This window comes from Ruegeria sp. BC3 (assembly GCF_056539265.1).
Map to the genome: position 1 here is coordinate 400002 of NZ_JBQFUP010000002.1, position 14342 is coordinate 414343.

Annotated in this window: 11 protein-coding genes and 1 pseudogene; 5 read left to right on the forward strand and 7 right to left on the reverse strand. The window is 57.6% G+C overall.

The window, feature by feature from the left end:
• Positions 1 to 110: 110 nt before the first annotated feature.
• The 6 genes from ACR0MV_RS07200 to ACR0MV_RS07225 form a co-directional block, all read right to left on the reverse strand.
• The gene (locus tag ACR0MV_RS07200) at positions 111 to 1235 is read right to left on the reverse strand and encodes an extracellular solute-binding protein (RefSeq protein WP_170423598.1); all 1125 of its coding nucleotides are present in this window, start codon (positions 1233 to 1235) and stop codon (positions 111 to 113) included.
• Positions 1236 to 1766: 531 nt separating this feature from the next.
• Positions 1767 to 2849 carry an ABC transporter ATP-binding protein gene (locus tag ACR0MV_RS07205; RefSeq protein WP_480701580.1) on the reverse strand — a complete coding sequence of 361 codons (1083 nt, stop codon included), beginning with the start codon at positions 2847 to 2849 and terminating at the stop codon, positions 1767 to 1769.
• Positions 2850 to 2852: 3 nt separating this feature from the next.
• Positions 2853 to 4508: an alpha-amylase family glycosyl hydrolase gene (locus ACR0MV_RS07210; protein WP_480701581.1), complete on the reverse strand. Its 1656-nt coding sequence runs from the start codon at positions 4506 to 4508 to the stop codon at positions 2853 to 2855.
• 9 nt (positions 4509 to 4517) lie between these two features.
• A complete protein-coding gene (locus tag ACR0MV_RS07215; protein WP_170423606.1) occupies positions 4518 to 5666 on the reverse strand; it encodes a carbohydrate ABC transporter permease in 1149 nt (382 codons plus the stop codon).
• A 4-nt stretch (positions 5667 to 5670) separates the two neighbouring features.
• Complete coding sequence (locus ACR0MV_RS07220; protein ID WP_170423608.1) at positions 5671 to 6678, reverse strand: carbohydrate ABC transporter permease; 1008 nt, start codon at positions 6676 to 6678, stop codon at positions 5671 to 5673.
• A 67-nt stretch (positions 6679 to 6745) separates the two neighbouring features.
• Positions 6746 to 8014, reverse strand: a complete 1269-nt coding sequence (locus ACR0MV_RS07225) for an ABC transporter substrate-binding protein (protein ID WP_170423610.1) — start codon at positions 8012 to 8014, stop codon at positions 6746 to 6748.
• A 219-nt stretch (positions 8015 to 8233) separates the two neighbouring features.
• Here ACR0MV_RS07225 and ACR0MV_RS07230 point away from each other — a divergent pair, with 219 nt between their 5' ends.
• The 5 genes and pseudogenes from ACR0MV_RS07230 (at position 8234) to ACR0MV_RS07250 (ending at position 13240) form a co-directional block, all read left to right on the forward strand.
• The gene (locus ACR0MV_RS07230) at positions 8234 to 9265 is read left to right on the forward strand and encodes a LacI family DNA-binding transcriptional regulator (RefSeq protein ID WP_480701582.1); all 1032 of its coding nucleotides are present in this window, start codon (positions 8234 to 8236) and stop codon (positions 9263 to 9265) included.
• 3 nt (positions 9266 to 9268) lie between these two features.
• A pseudogene (locus tag ACR0MV_RS07235) lies at positions 9269 to 10570 on the forward strand (GH1 family beta-glucosidase); the annotation flags it as partial.
• 42 nt (positions 10571 to 10612) lie between these two features.
• Positions 10613 to 11593, forward strand: a complete 981-nt coding sequence (locus tag ACR0MV_RS07240) for a glucokinase (protein ID WP_480701870.1) — start codon at positions 10613 to 10615, stop codon at positions 11591 to 11593.
• A gap of 37 nt (positions 11594 to 11630) precedes the next feature.
• Positions 11631 to 12557 carry a carbohydrate kinase family protein gene (locus tag ACR0MV_RS07245; protein WP_480701583.1) on the forward strand — a complete coding sequence of 309 codons (927 nt, stop codon included), beginning with the start codon at positions 11631 to 11633 and terminating at the stop codon, positions 12555 to 12557.
• Between the two features lie 17 nt (positions 12558 to 12574).
• A complete protein-coding gene (locus ACR0MV_RS07250) occupies positions 12575 to 13240 on the forward strand; it encodes a D-lyxose/D-mannose family sugar isomerase (RefSeq protein WP_170423618.1) in 666 nt (221 codons plus the stop codon).
• Positions 13241 to 13248: 8 nt separating this feature from the next.
• Here ACR0MV_RS07250 and ACR0MV_RS07255 read toward each other — a convergent pair whose 3' ends face one another.
• Positions 13249 to 14262 (reverse strand): LacI family DNA-binding transcriptional regulator, encoded by a 1014-nt coding sequence (locus ACR0MV_RS07255; protein WP_480701584.1) that lies wholly within the window; start codon positions 14260 to 14262, stop codon positions 13249 to 13251.
• Positions 14263 to 14342 lie beyond the last annotated feature (80 nt).

Sequence of the window (14342 nt, forward strand, 5' to 3'; positions counted from 1 at the left end):
TCTCCGTCTGGTGCGAGTCCCCTTCGCACCGAAATAGGTTCCGTCACGCCGAAAGGGCGCGCGGGTTCGTTGCCCTCCGCACGGGGGCGGAGGGCAGGTTTTCATAGCGATCAGGCGCTTTTGAACTTGTTGACAAACTCGGTCCGAGTTTCAGCGTACCACGGAGCCTCAGCCGGCCACGGGTTGAGGTTCGCCAGCGAGTCGCCCGGATAGGCCTCGGCAAAGTTCTTCTTGTAGGTGTCGCCCGAATACTGGTCGGCACCCAGAACGGGCGAATTGTAGCCGTGGCTGTCGATCGCCACACCAGCCGGTTTCGCCTGATAAGCGAAGTCGATAAAGGCATAGATCTGATCGATATTGGCCGCACCCGTGGGCATCGCAATACCGTCAACCCAGGCCATCGCTCCTTCGATCGGCGCCTGGTAGTGGACCGGCTCACCCGCCGATTTCAGCGCAAGCGGCGGACCATCCCAAGTCTGACCGACAACAACGCCCTCGTTCAGCAGGCCGTTCTTCTGGGTGTCGGCGTCGTTCCAGATCAGTTTGATCCGGTTCTTACGCTCGATGCACCAATCGGTGATCTGGCCCCAAACCTTACGCATGGTTTCTTCGTCGCCATATGCGGCCCAGACAGAACCCGGCTCCATCTCGCCTGCGCGCTCCATGTAGAGGCCAGCGCCCAGCATCATCGAATGCGCGCGACCCATGGTCTTTCCAGCGTTCTCTTCCGACCAAACGTCGCCATAAGACGGCGCGTCGCCCTCAGGCAGCCACAGGTCCGTACGATAGGCAATTCCTTCGGTGCCCCAGATGTGCGGCAGCCAGTGCACGCCACTGTCACCGAAGTTCCACGCATCAGTACCGATTTGCGCCATCGCCGGGTTCACCAGATCAATCGGAACCTTGTTCATGTCGAAGGGCTGCAGCAGCTCCAGCGGCTCCCACTGCAACGAGCGGTTGTTGGTCGGCGAGACAATGTCAAAGCCCTGACCTTTGGTGGCCTTCATTTTGTTGATGATTTCTTCGTTCGACCCGATGCCGGTGTAATTCACCTTGATTCCGGTCAGAGTTTCAAACTCTTGCAGGAATGTGGGCGGCAGATAGTCCGACCACATCAGGATGTTGATTTCCCCCGACGAGGCCAGCGCGCTTTTGCTATACAGCGGTGCCGCCAAAGCGGCCGCGCCCGCGCCTTTCAGGACCGAGCGTCTGGAAAGGTTTTTCCGTTCAGCCATAGTAGGATCTCCCGTTATTGGACTGTGTTGTTTTTTGTTATGCGTGTCACGCTAGAGCTTTGCGAGGGCGTTGTCAGGCCAAAAGTGACAGTTTCTATTTTTAGTAAGTCCAGATGGCGATTTTTGTTCGTCCGCAAGCGAACTGAAGTTCGCAAATCATTGGCGTCTTTGACCCCAATTCGGATGCAGACGTTCCTGCCATTTCCCCGGATCACGCGCTTGCGGAACCAGACAGCCAAGCCAGGCACTACATTAAACAAGGAAAAACGCTTCGTTCTGCCGCTAACGCTAAAGCCACCAAAAACGTCACAATTCAAAGATGTGATCTTGCAAAGCCGCAGCGAATTTAAGGCGGGATCAAAGCGTCTACGCACCTTTTTTGAACACTGCCGTTCTGACCAAAATTCGGGTATCTGACCAAAAAACAAGCGCTTAAGGGGCAAATTGCTCACGCCGCTTACAAACTGCGAAAAGGCCCCGCTGCGGCAGGCCCTTGATTCGAAGTTTGATGTTGAATTGCCGACAAGCAAATCACTTACGCATGGAAATCCCACCGTGGAACAGGTGAACCTTGTCCGGGTCCGCCGAAACAGAAACGGTTTTACCCCGCATATCCCGTTGCACGCCGGGAAGCTTGGCGATTGTGGGGTCTTCCCCCTCCTTGGCCGCAAAATACAGCAACGTGACCTCACCCAAGGCTTCGGTAAAGTCCACGACACCCTGTAAAATCGCTTCGTCGTCCACCGGCAGAAAATCTTCGGGCCGGACGCCAATGTTGACCTGTTTTCCTTCGTCAGCAGCACCGGTCGGAATGCTGGAAACCGCCGTTCCACCGCCGTCCAGTTTGATCACTGTGCGCTCGCCTGTCTGCGTGATGACACCCGGCAACAGGTTCATGGCGGGTGAGCCGATGAACTGCGCCACAAACTCATTATCCGGTGTTTCATACAGTTCGAGCGGGGTGCCGACTTGCGCGATCCCCTTGTTGGCCAGCACGACGATCCGGCTGGCAAGCGTCATCGCCTCGACCTGGTCATGGGTAACGTAGATCATCGTGCTGTCCGGCATCGCCTCTTTCAGACGTGCGATTTCGATCCGTGTGGCAACGCGCAGTGCCGCATCCAGGTTCGAAAGCGGTTCGTCGAACAAATAGACCTTAGGGTCGCGCACAATGGCCCGGCCAATCGCGACACGTTGTCGTTGACCACCAGACAGGGCTTTTGGCAGACGGTCCAGAAACGGTTCAAGCTGCAGAATACGCGCGGCGCGTTCTACAGCTGCGTCAACCTCGGCGGTTGGCATCTTGGCGATTTTCAGGGCGAAAGCCATGTTCTCGCGCACGGTCATGTGTGGGTACAAAGCATAGCTCTGAAACACCATGGCGATGCCCCGCTGTGCTGGGGGCACATCGTTGATAACCTGACCTTCAATCTCGAGCGTTCCGCCCGAGATCTTTTCAAGACCCGCAATCATGCGCAGCAATGTCGACTTACCACAGCCCGAAGGCCCGACAAAAACGATCAGTTCGCCGCGCTCGATGTCCAGATTGATGTTCTTCAGGACGTCGACGCTGCCATAGGTCTTGGCCACATCCGTGAGGTTGAGTTCCGACATGGCTTACTCCTTCTCGCGCATCATCAGGCAGAACTGGGCGGGGTCGAGGGTCGTTGTTCCCGCCCCTGCGATGCCGCCCAATTCCTCCCCGATATGCTTCCAATTGCCGTCGGGCGGAGTGACCTCTGCGCTTTCCGAACCCAGGTTGAAGGCGCAAAAGACTTGCTGGGCGCTGTCTTCGCGCAAGAAGCTCAGGATGGGCCCCGATTGATCCATGTCGATCTGTTGACCGGACATCAGCGCAGAATTCGCGTGGCGCAAAGCGATGGCATGGCGATAGTGGTGCAGCATCGAATTCGGCTCTCGCTCTAGCCGGTCTACCGCGCTTGCGGCCTGCGCTTGGCTGACAGGCAGCCATGGAGCCCCTGTGGTAAAGCCCGACTGTTCATCCTGCGCCGCCCACACCATCGGAGTGCGGCAACCGTCCCGACCCTTGAATTCTGGCCAGAACTCTATGCCATAGGGATCCTGCAAGTCTTCAAACGCAACATCAGCTTCGGGCAGGCCCAGTTCTTCGCCCTGATACAGGCAGGCCGAGCCGCGCAGGCACATCATCAGAACCGCGTGCTGGCGAACAGCCGCATCGCTCAGTTCCCACCGGGATGCATGGCGCTGCACGTCGTGGTTCGAAAACGCCCAGCACGGCCACGCATCACCTGCCTTCTGCTCGAGTTGATCGAACACCTGTTTGGCATAAGCGGCTGTCAGAGACCGTTTTTCCAGGAACTCAAACGCATAGCACATGTGCATGCGCTTATCGCCGCTTGTGTATTCGCCCATGATCTCAAGCCCGCGCTGCGCGTCGCCGACCTCACCTAGGCAGGCCCGGCCTTCGTACTCGTCGGTCAGGGCGCGCAGACGCTCGAGGAACGCGATGTTTTCAGGCTGGCTTTTTGAATAGAGGTGATCCTGATGGTTGTACGGGTTCACCATCGGCGCAATTGAGGCATTGCGCTGATCCAGCGGCAGGCCCGGATTGTCGCGCAATTGTTTGTCGTGGAAGTAGAAGTTGATCGTATCCAAACGGAACCCATCAACCCCCAGATCCAACCAGAACCGCGCGACGTCTAGCAATGCGTCCTGCACGTCCGGACAGTGAAAGTTCAGGTCAGGCTGCGAGGTCAGGAAGTTGTGCAGGTAATACTGCAAACGCCGAGAATCCCATTGCCACGCGGACCCGCCGAAGATCGACAGCCAATTGTTTGGCGGCGTGCCATCGGGCTTGGGGTCAGCCCAAACGTACCAGTCGGACTTATCGTTTTCACGGCTCGATCGGCTTTCCTTGAACCACGGATGCTGGTCCGACGTGTGTGACAGGACAAGATCGATCATGATCTTAAGATCACGCGCATGCGCCTGGTCCAAAAGCTCTTTGAAATCCGCCATTGTCCCGAACATCGGATCGACATCGCGATAGTCGCTGACGTCATAGCCAAAGTCCTTCATCGGGGACTTAAAGAAGGGAGATATCCAGATCGCATCAACGCCGAGTGAGGCAATGTAATCCAGCCGCTGGGTGATCCCTTTCAGGTCGCCAATCCCATCGCCGTTGCTATCCTGAAAGCTACGCGGATAGATCTGATAGATCACGCCGCCCCGCCACCAGTCGGCGGATGCTTTGGTTGCGTTTTCGAGTTCTACGGTGTTCTGCACGTTCATCAGACGCCTCTATTTGACGGACCCGGCCAAAAGGCCGCGGACCAGATATTTCTGCATTGCGAAGAAGACAGCCAACGGCACAGCGATCGAGACGAACGCTGCTGTGGCCAGAATTTCCCAGTTGCCGCCACGCGTGCCCAAAAGCTCGACGATGCGGTTGGTCATAACGGTGGTTTGACCTGATGCGTCGATCAGGAAGACTTTGGCCACCAGAAGATCGTTCCATGTCCACAGAAACTGGAAGATCGCAAACGAGGCCAGCGCCGGGAAGCTGAGCGGCAGGATCAGTTTGGTGAAGATCTGGAACTCGGTCGCCCCGTCGACCCGCGCATTTTCGATAAGGTCGCGCGGTAGGCCGGCCATGTAGTTGCGTAGCAGGTATATGGCCAGCGGCATCCCAAAGCCTGTATGTGCCATCCAGACGCCAAGGTATCCTTTGCCGATCCCAATATTCAGATGGAATTTCAGCAATGGTATCAGGGCAAGCTGCAAGGGAACCACCAGCAGTCCAACAACCGCGGCAATTAACAGTGCCCGTCCTGGGAAATCCATCCAGGCCAGAGCATAAGCCGCAAAGGCCGCCACGAGGATCGGGATAATCGTCGCCGGTATTGTCACGGTCAGTGTATTGAAGAACGCCCGCCCCATACTGTCAGTGCTGTCCTCGGCAAGCAGAACCTTGTGGTAGTTGGCTAGGGTGAATTCGGGCGGCAATTCTGCAGTCACAAAGACACGCGCGCCCCGGCTGCCGGTAAACTCTTCTGGGTTCTCCATCCGATAGTTGCCGTCAGCATCTACGGTGATCGTACCGCCCCGACGCAATTCGGCTGTCTCGCCGGGTACAAAAGCGTCTACCGCGCGCGAACTGACACCCCATTTCGAGATTTTCGCCGTAGGTTCGCCCTCGAACAGATTGCCCTCGATGACGTAAAGCCCGTTTTCTTGAACCTGCGTTTCTGGCGCTGCACTGCGCAATGTCAGGTTTTGTTCCGACGGGAACAATGATCGCCACCAACCGCTGGTCGCGATCTGGTCTGCGGTACGGAAGGATGAGATCAGCAACCCAAGTGTCGGGACGACCCAAAGGACGACCAGAAAGATGACCGAGGCATGGACGACCCATCTGAGGGCGGGCTTGGTTCCTGCAATATCGCTCATGGCCCTACTCCATCTCTTTCCGTGCGTTGCGCACGTTCCAGACAAGGATCGGTGCGACCAGCAACATGATCACCATGGCCGAGGCCGAGCCAACGCCCCAGTCATTCGCCCGAAACAGCTTGTCGTACATGTAATTGGCCAGAACCTGCGTCTCCCACTGGCCGTTGGTCATGGCAAAGACGATGTCAAAGACCTTGAGCACAGTGATGGTGATCGTGGTCCAAACAACCAGAATCGTTGTCTTGATCTGGGGCACCTTGATCTTGAAGAAGATCTGGAACGGGTTCGCACCGTCCAGAATGGCTGCCTCAATCGTCTCTTCAGGGATACCGCGCAGCGCAGCCGACAGAATGACCATGGCAAAACCGGTCTGAATCCAGATCAGAACGACCATCAGGAAGAAACTGTTCCAGAACGGGATCGTCAGCCATGTCTGCGGTTCGGTCCCGCCAAAAAACAGGTAGAGCGCATTAAGCATACCGATCTGATCCTGCTCTGCCGGACGCGTGTCGTAGACCAGCTTCCAGATGACCGAGGCCCCAACAAACGAGATTGCCATCGGCATAAAGATCAAGGACTTGGCGATATTGCCCCAGCGTATACGGTCGGTCAGTTGCGCAACCAGCAGACCGAACGCGGTCGACATTGCGGGCACAACAATCAGCCAGAACATGTTGTTGCGCATCGCTTCCCAGAACTTGGGCTCGTTTGCCATCTGAATGTAGTTTTCCAGTCCGACCCACTCATAGCCACCGCCTGGAACTCGATCGGTCAGCGAAAGGCGCAGTGTCTCAACCACCGGATAGGCCAGATACAGCCCCAAGGCGGCCAGCGCCGGGAACAGGAACAGCCACGGCCGGATCATGTTGGCCCGGTTGATGTTGCGGCCTGCATTCGGGCCGCGGGGCGGGAACAGAACTTTGTCCAGAAACTGATTGGATAGGTAGAAATAGCCCACACAACCTGACACGCCGATGGCGATGGTCAGCAGGCCCTGAAATGCCGGATGCATGCCGCTCTCCCTTGCGACGGTAGGTTCGGGCAACCCGACAGCGCGGGTTGCCCAGTCTCAGACGCCTTTAGTCCAGAGCATCCCACGAGGACTGAATTTCATCGGCGACTTCTTGCGCGGATGCTCCGCCCGCATAGTCGACCATTCCAGTCCAGAAGGTGCCCGCACCGACGCCGCCCGGCATCAGGTCAGACCCGTCAAACCGGAAGGTGGTGGCCCCCAGAAGAATATCGTTCATCTTCTTCAACGTTGGGTCTGAGAAAACCGAAGTATCGACGCCCTTATGCGGGGTCAGGAAACCGGTCAGCGCCATCCATGTCTCATGCGCTTCGGGTGTCTGCAGATACTCGATCAATGCATGTGCGCCAGGGCTGTCATTGGTGATCGCCCAAACGGTACCGGCACCAAGAACCGGGCTGCCTAGATCTTTGCTTTCATATGCCGGGAAATAGAAGAAGTCGGCGTCCTCACCTACAACCGTGCCTTCCGGGAAGAACGCCGGAATGAAAGACGCCTGACGGTGCATGTAGCACTGCGGGGGCGAGCTGAACATGCCCTTCGGACTGTCGCGGAAGTCGGTGGTTGCTACCGCGCCGGCACCACCTGCAACGTAGTCGTCGTTGCGCGCGAATGCACCGAATTCTTCAATCGCCTCAATGACCTTGGGATCGTTGAACTTCAACTCGTTGGCGACCCAAGCGTCGTAATCCTCGGGCGACTGTGTGCGCAGCATCATGTCCTCGACCCAGTCGGTCGCAGGCCAGCCGGTCGCGCCGCCGGAACCCAGACCGATGCACCACGGCGTTTCGCCATCAGCGACGATCTGGTCGGTCAGCGCCTTCAGCTCTTCCATCGTGGTCGGTACTTCGTACCCGGCATCCTCAAAATTCTCCGGCACGAACCAGACAAGGGATTTCACATCAACTTTGTAGAACAAGCCGTACAGATGGTCCTGACCGTCCGGGCCTGCATAGGTGCCGAGATCAACCCAGGACTGTCCGGCAGCATAGTTGTCACGGATCCAGTCTGCCGTGCCATCACCCAACGGAGTTAAGAAACCCGCCTTTGCCATGTCGGCAGCCAGTCCGGGCTGAGGAAACACAGCAACACTCGGTGCAGACCCGGCCTCGGCGTCGATCCTGATCTGTTGTTCGAAGCTGTCCGAGCCGACATAGGCGTATTCGTGCCCGGTTGCAGCCGCAAAGCCATCCAGCACCTTTTCGACGTTTTCCTGATCCGGTCCAAGCCACGGACCAAACACGGTGACCTTGTCGGCATGCGCCGCGCCCGCCATCAGGGCGAACGTGGCCGCACCTGCGTAAAGCGAGTGTTTCATGAAGTTTCCTCCCAAAGTTTCTAGGCGCTTTCAAGACTCATTTTCAAAGCGCTTTGGATGGCATGCTTTATCCGCTAACATTCAATTTATGTCAATAATCTGTTTACGGATCGCCCTAAACTTAATATTCAAAACACGATCTGCGTCGCATGAGGCTAGCCACCTAAGCCACACGCAACGCACCCGACCAGCAGAATTTGAAGGCGCTTTGAAGAGAATATGAACCTTAAGCAGCTCTCAGAAATCCTTGGGCTTTCCCAAACGACGGTCAGCCGCGCGCTGAACGGCTATCCCGAGGTGAACGAGGATACGCGCGTACGGGTTCAGGCGGCCGCTGCCAAACATGGCTACCGGCCAAACAGTCGCGCCAAAGGGTTGGCCACGGGTCGATCGATGGTGATCGGACATGTGATTCCAAGCTCATCCCGGCATGAGATGGTGAACCCCATTTTTGGTGACTTTGTTGCCGGTGCCGCTCGGAAATACGCGGATCACGGCTATGATCTGATGTTCACGAATGCCGACGACACCTCGATCGAAGATGCTTATCGCAGCCTGTTCCAGCGCGGTGCGGTCGACGGCGTTGTTCTGCAGGGCCCAAAGGTCAACGAACACCGGATTGAGGTCCTGAACCGGATGGGCGTGCCCTTCATCGTTCACGGCAGATCGACCGGCGTTGAGGTGCCCTATGACTGGATCGATGTGAACAACAAACGCTCTTTTCTGCGCGCCACCCGGTTCCTGGTCGACCTTGGGCACCGCCGTATTGCCCTGATCAACGGGCTTGAGGATATGGACTTTGCCCAACGTCGCCGCGCCGGGTACCTTGAGGCGTTGCGCGAGGCAGGCCTGACCCCGGACCCCGATCTGATGCGTAGCGCCGAGATGACTGAGGTGTATGGCCACCACGAGACGCGCGATATGTTGCAGCTGGATGATCCGCCGACGGCCATTTTGACCTCGTCCATGATTTCCGCCATTGGCGTTCGGCGCGCCCTGAACGAGGCGGGCTTGAAGATGGGCAAAGACGTATCAGTCATCGCCCATGATGATGACCTGTCCTATCTGAAAAACGGTCAGGATGTACCGATCTTTACGGCGACCCGTTCCTCGGTGCGCCGGGCCGGAGAAATGGCCGCTGAGATGCTGATTGAGCGCATCAAATCCCCGAACGACCCGGTTAAAACTAGATTGCTGGAGGCCGAACTGGTAGTTGGCGGCTCAACCGGCCCCGTTCCCAACAGGCACTGAGAAATGAAATACACACGCTCTGACTTCCCCAAAGACTTCCTCTTTGGCGTCGCAACCTCGGCTTATCAGATCGAAGGACACGCCCAGGGTGGCGCGGGGCAGACCCATTGGGACAGCTTCGCCGCCTCTCCCGGTAACGTTGTGCGAAATGAAAACGGAGATCTGGCCTGTGATCATCTGAATCGTTTTCCGCAGGATTTCGATCTGGTGCGCGATGCTGGGTTCGATTGCTACCGTTTCTCGACCAGTTGGGCACGCGTCCTGCCCGACGGGCGCGGCCCGGTGAACCAAGAAGGGCTGGACTACTATGACCGCCTTGCCGACGCGCTTTTGGAACGAGGCGTTCGCCCCTGCGCGACCCTGTATCATTGGGAACTGCCCTCGGCGCTGGCCGATCTAGGCGGTTGGCGGAACAGGGACATCGCAAGCTGGTTTGCCGATTTCACCGAAGTTATCATGGGCCGGATCGGTGACCGCATGTTCAGCGTCGCACCGATCAATGAACCTTGGTGCGTGAGCTGGCTGAGCCATTTTGACGGCCATCATGCGCCCGGCATGCGCGATATCCGCGCTGCGGCCCGCGCCATGCACCACGTCCTGCTGGCCCATGGTCGGGCGATCGAGGCGATGCGCGGGCTGGGGATGTCAAATCTGGGCGCAGTATTCAATCTGGAATGGGCCGAACCCGCGGATGACAGCGCCGCCGCGCGCAAGGCCGCAGATCTTTATGATGGAATCTACAACCGGTTTTTCCTTGGGGGCGTCTTCAACAAATCCTATCCGCAAAACGTTCTGGATGGGCTTGAACCTTACCTGCCCTCTGGCTGGCAAGATGACTTCGACACGATCGGCACGCCGGTCGATTGGTGCGGCCTGAATTACTACACCCGCAAGCTGATTGCCCCCGAAGACACCGCCTGGCCAAGCCTGAAAGAAGTGCCAGGCCCGCTGCCAAAAACCCAGATGGGATGGGAGATCGAGCCGAGCGCGCTGACTCGCTTCCTGACCCGCGCCAAACAGGACTATACCGGCGACCTGCCGATTTACGTTACCGAAAACGGCATGGCCAGCCCCGAGCGCCAACAGGATGACGAGCGCATCGAATACCTCAATCAGCACCTTACAGCGGTGCAGGACGCGTTGGATCAGGATGTTCCGGTCAAGGGTTACTTCATCTGGTCCCTGTTGGATAACTACGAGTGGTCTTTCGGCTATGAAAAGCGGTTCGGTTTGGTGGACGTGGATTTCGACACTTTGGAACGCAGGCCCAAAGCGTCGTACAACGCGTTGAAGTCTGCATTGTCGGGAGAATCCGTTTCGCTGCCGATGGCGCAGCCTGCCGGAACTATGCATGAGCACTGGAATCTGGTCGCAGATATCGGCGGCACAAACACGCGTTTGGGTGTCATCTCGGATGGAAAACTTGCCGATCTGCGTAAGTATCCAACAGGTACGCTGCCCGAATTGCTGGAGGCATTCCACAACCTTCGCGACGAAATCGGTACCGACCCCCGCGCCGTTGTCGCCGCGGGCGCAGGGCCGGTCAAGGACGGCACGATCCGGCTGACAAACGCGCATTTGGACCTGTCCGAGCGCGATATCGGCAAGGCCACTGGGGCACAGCACACGTTTGTTATCAATGACTTCACCGCCGCGGCCTGGTCGGTCGCAGAAATCTCTGCAAAAGACGTCGAAGTTCTGCAAGGGGCTGAAACGCCCCCAACTGGAACCCGGCTGGTGGTTGGTCCCGGAACCGGCCTTGGCGTTGGCGCGTTGTTATACTCCGAAGGGCGTTTCCACACCGCGTCCGGCGAAGGTGGTCATGTCGGCCTCGCGCCGCGTCATTCGGATGAGGTCGAAATCTTCAAAGCTGCGCGCCAGATCGCGCCTAAATGTTTCTTTGACGACAGCTTCGTACTGGAAGCCGAAATGTTCCTGAGCGGAACCGGCCTGCCAATATTGTATCAGGCAGCCTGCATGGCTGCAGGTCACGTCGACGTCCCGACGCGCAACGCAAAAGACATCCTTGAAGATGCTCTGGCGGAATCCGATCCGGTTGCAGTAAAAACCGCGCATATGTTCACAACCCATCTTGGGGCGCTGATGGGCGACCTGGCCGTTGCCTTCATGCCCACAGGCGGCGTTTTTCTGGTTGGCGGAGTGGCCGAAAAGAACCGGTGGCTGTTCAAGGATGACTTCCGGGATGCGTTCAACGCCGGAGGGCGATTCAGCGATCTCCGGCGTTCCATGAACCTATATGTGTCCGAACAGGACGAATTTGGCATTGTTGGCGCTAACAATTTCTGTAAAAGTGCGCTCGCGCGGTAAACTGGCCGCCTGATCCCGTTACAGAAAGGACCACGGCATGATTTTGTGCTGCGGTGAAGCATTGATCGACATGATCGCCGAGCCGACCGTTTCAGGGGCGCAAGGGTTCGTGCCCCATTCCGGCGGCGCCATCTTCAACACGGCCGTCGCGTTAGGCCGCTTGGGTGCATCCGCAGGTTTGTTGACTGGCCTGTCGTCAGACATGTTTGGACAACAACTGGCAAACGCCCTTCAGGCCAGCCATGTCGATGCAAGCCACGTGATCCGGTCCGACCGCCCGACGACGCTGGCCTTTGTCCAGCTCAAGGACGGGCACGCAACTTACAGCTTTGTCGATGAAAACACGGCCGGTCGGATGCTGACGCCCGAGGATATGCCGAAACAGCTGCCCGCGGTGTCTGCGTTGTACTTCGGCGGCATCAGCTTGGCATGCGAACCCTGCGCCGACGCCTATGCAGCCTTATTGGATCGCCATGGACCAGACCGCGCTGTAATGCTGGACCCCAATATCCGACCCGATTTCATAAAGGATCAGACGCGGTACCGCACGCGGCTGAACCGTATGATCGCGCGCGCTGACATCATAAAGGTCTCGGATGAGGATCTGGATTGGATCATTCCCGGACCTGAACCCTTGGAACAGAAAGTGCCCTTACTGCTGCAGGCCGGGCCAGCTGTCGTCATCGTCACGCGCGGTAGCGACGGCGCATCAGGTTACCTGGCAAACGGGTCGAAAACGTCGGTGCCCGTCAAACCGGTGGAGGTCGTCGATACAGTGGGCGCGGGTGACACATTCAACGCTGGCGTTCTGGCTGAATTGGACCGTGCGGGTCAATTGACCAAGGCCAATTTGCGTAATCTGGGTTTAGACCAGCTTCGTTCGGCTCTGGCCAAAGGTGCAGAAGTCGCCGCCATCACCGTTTCCCGCGCCGGAGCCAATCCGCCGTGGGCGCATGAACTTTGACCCGACGAGGGACCAAGATGAAAAGATCAGACATCAACGACATCAAAACCGAGGCAGAGGCATTTATCCGCTCGTTCGGCGCTGTCCTGCCCCCCTTTGCTAACTGGTCCCCGGACCAGATGCGGAGCGCGCAAGCACAGGGCATCCGCGACCGTGGGCTTGGCTGGGACATCACCGATTATGGTCAAGGCCGGTTCGATGAGCTTGGGCTGTTCCTTTTCACTCTGCGCAATGGAGACGTACAGGATTTGAACAAGGGTCGTGGGATGCTGTACGCAGAAAAGCTGCTGATCTCGCGAGAGAAACAACTGTCGCCGATGCATCGCCATATCATCAAAGCCGAAGATATCATCAATCGAGGCGGCGGCGATCTGGTGATGGAGATCTACGCCTCGGACCCCGAAGGCGGTATTGACCGGGACAATCCCGTGGTCGTCCCTAGCGACAGCTGCCCTGTTACCATCCAACCCGGCGAACTGCTGCGGTTGAAACCGGGCCAAAGCGTGACCCTGATGCCCGGTATCTGGCACGCATTTTGGGCCGAACAGGGCGACTGCCTGATTGGCGAAGTCTCGACAGTGAATGATGACCGAACCGACAATGTGTTCGAAGACCCGATCCCGCGTTTTGCGACAATCGAAGAGGATACCGCGCCGGACTTCCTGCTGGTCTCTGACTATTGAATCGCTGTTCAGTGGGTCCCGCGCGGCACGAAGTAAGGGTCGATCAAGACCGTTTCGCTTGGCTTTGACGGGTTGGCAAGGCGCTGTTCCAATAGACCGATGACGCGCTCGACCGCGTCATTGATCGGATTGCACACCGTCGACAGATCAAAACTTGGCCACCCGGCCATTTCGATATCGTCGAACCCAACAACCGACAACGCCTCGGGCACGGCGATCCCCAAGTCTCGGGCTGCCGCCAATGCGCCAATGGCGGTTGCATCATTGGCACAAACCAACGCATCCAAGCTGTGCTTCTTCAACAAGGATGTTGCGACCTTAAACCCAACATCCACCGTGAAGTCCCCGTCGGCTTGGGCCACTAACGGCAACCCTGCCTTGGACAAAGCGCTCTCTACTCCTTGCCTGCGACCCGCGGACGAGAAGAACTGTTCTGGACCGCCAATATATCCAAACCTCGTGCGGCCCGCCTGAATCAGTTTGGACGTCGCCAGACCTGTGCCGTCGGCGTTGCGGCAACAGACGTTGTCCACGCCCCTGGCTTCGACAATGCGACCCGTGGAAATCATGGGTACGCCGATCTTACTGCAATGGGTCACGATCTCGCTCTGCATGCTGCCGCCACGCAGAATCAATGCGTCCAACGGGTATCGCAGCACCTGTTGAATTGCCTGCTCGGTCGTTTGATCCGCACCGTCAATCAAAATCGGCCACTTGTTCAGCGCGTTCAATTTGCCCACCAGCGCCATGACGAACTCGGTGTCATAGGCGCTGCGCATATTGCCAACGAAAACCGCCACAAGATGCGACCGACCACCCTTTAGCCCCGCTGCCAGAGCGTTGGGTTGGTATCCCATGCTTGCAGCGACTTCGTGGATTTTTTTTCGTTTTCCCGCATCCAGATACGCGCCCGGTGTAAAGGCCCGCGACACTGCTGAACGCGAAACACCCGCGGCTTCGGCCACGGTTTGCGCTGTTACCCGACGCGGACGTTGTGTCGTTTTGCTCTGATCATCACTCACGCCTAAGCTGTCCTCTGTTTGGGAACAATTTGTCAATATTACTACAAAAGCTTCATTGAACTGTCACACACTCCCCGTAT

Bases quoted from the DNA above. Each gene is read 5' to 3' on its own strand.
- ACR0MV_RS07200 (WP_170423598.1), bottom strand. From the start codon at position 1,235: ATGGCTGAACGGAAAAACCTTTCCAGACGCTCGGTCCTGAAAGGCGCG.
- ACR0MV_RS07205 (WP_480701580.1), bottom strand. From the start codon at position 2,849: ATGTCGGAACTCAACCTCACGGATGTGGCCAAGACCTATGGCAGCGTC.
- ACR0MV_RS07210 (WP_480701581.1), bottom strand. From the start codon at position 4,508: ATGAACGTGCAGAACACCGTAGAACTCGAAAACGCAACCAAAGCATCC.
- ACR0MV_RS07215 (WP_170423606.1), bottom strand. From the start codon at position 5,666: ATGAGCGATATTGCAGGAACCAAGCCCGCCCTCAGATGGGTCGTCCAT.
- ACR0MV_RS07220 (WP_170423608.1), bottom strand. From the start codon at position 6,678: ATGCATCCGGCATTTCAGGGCCTGCTGACCATCGCCATCGGCGTGTCA.
- ACR0MV_RS07225 (WP_170423610.1), bottom strand. From the start codon at position 8,014: ATGAAACACTCGCTTTACGCAGGTGCGGCCACGTTCGCCCTGATGGCG.
- ACR0MV_RS07230 (WP_480701582.1), top strand. From the start codon at position 8,234: ATGAACCTTAAGCAGCTCTCAGAAATCCTTGGGCTTTCCCAAACGACG.
- ACR0MV_RS07240 (WP_480701870.1), top strand. From the start codon at position 10,613: ATGCATGAGCACTGGAATCTGGTCGCAGATATCGGCGGCACAAACACG.
- ACR0MV_RS07245 (WP_480701583.1), top strand. From the start codon at position 11,631: ATGATTTTGTGCTGCGGTGAAGCATTGATCGACATGATCGCCGAGCCG.
- ACR0MV_RS07250 (WP_170423618.1), top strand. From the start codon at position 12,575: ATGAAAAGATCAGACATCAACGACATCAAAACCGAGGCAGAGGCATTT.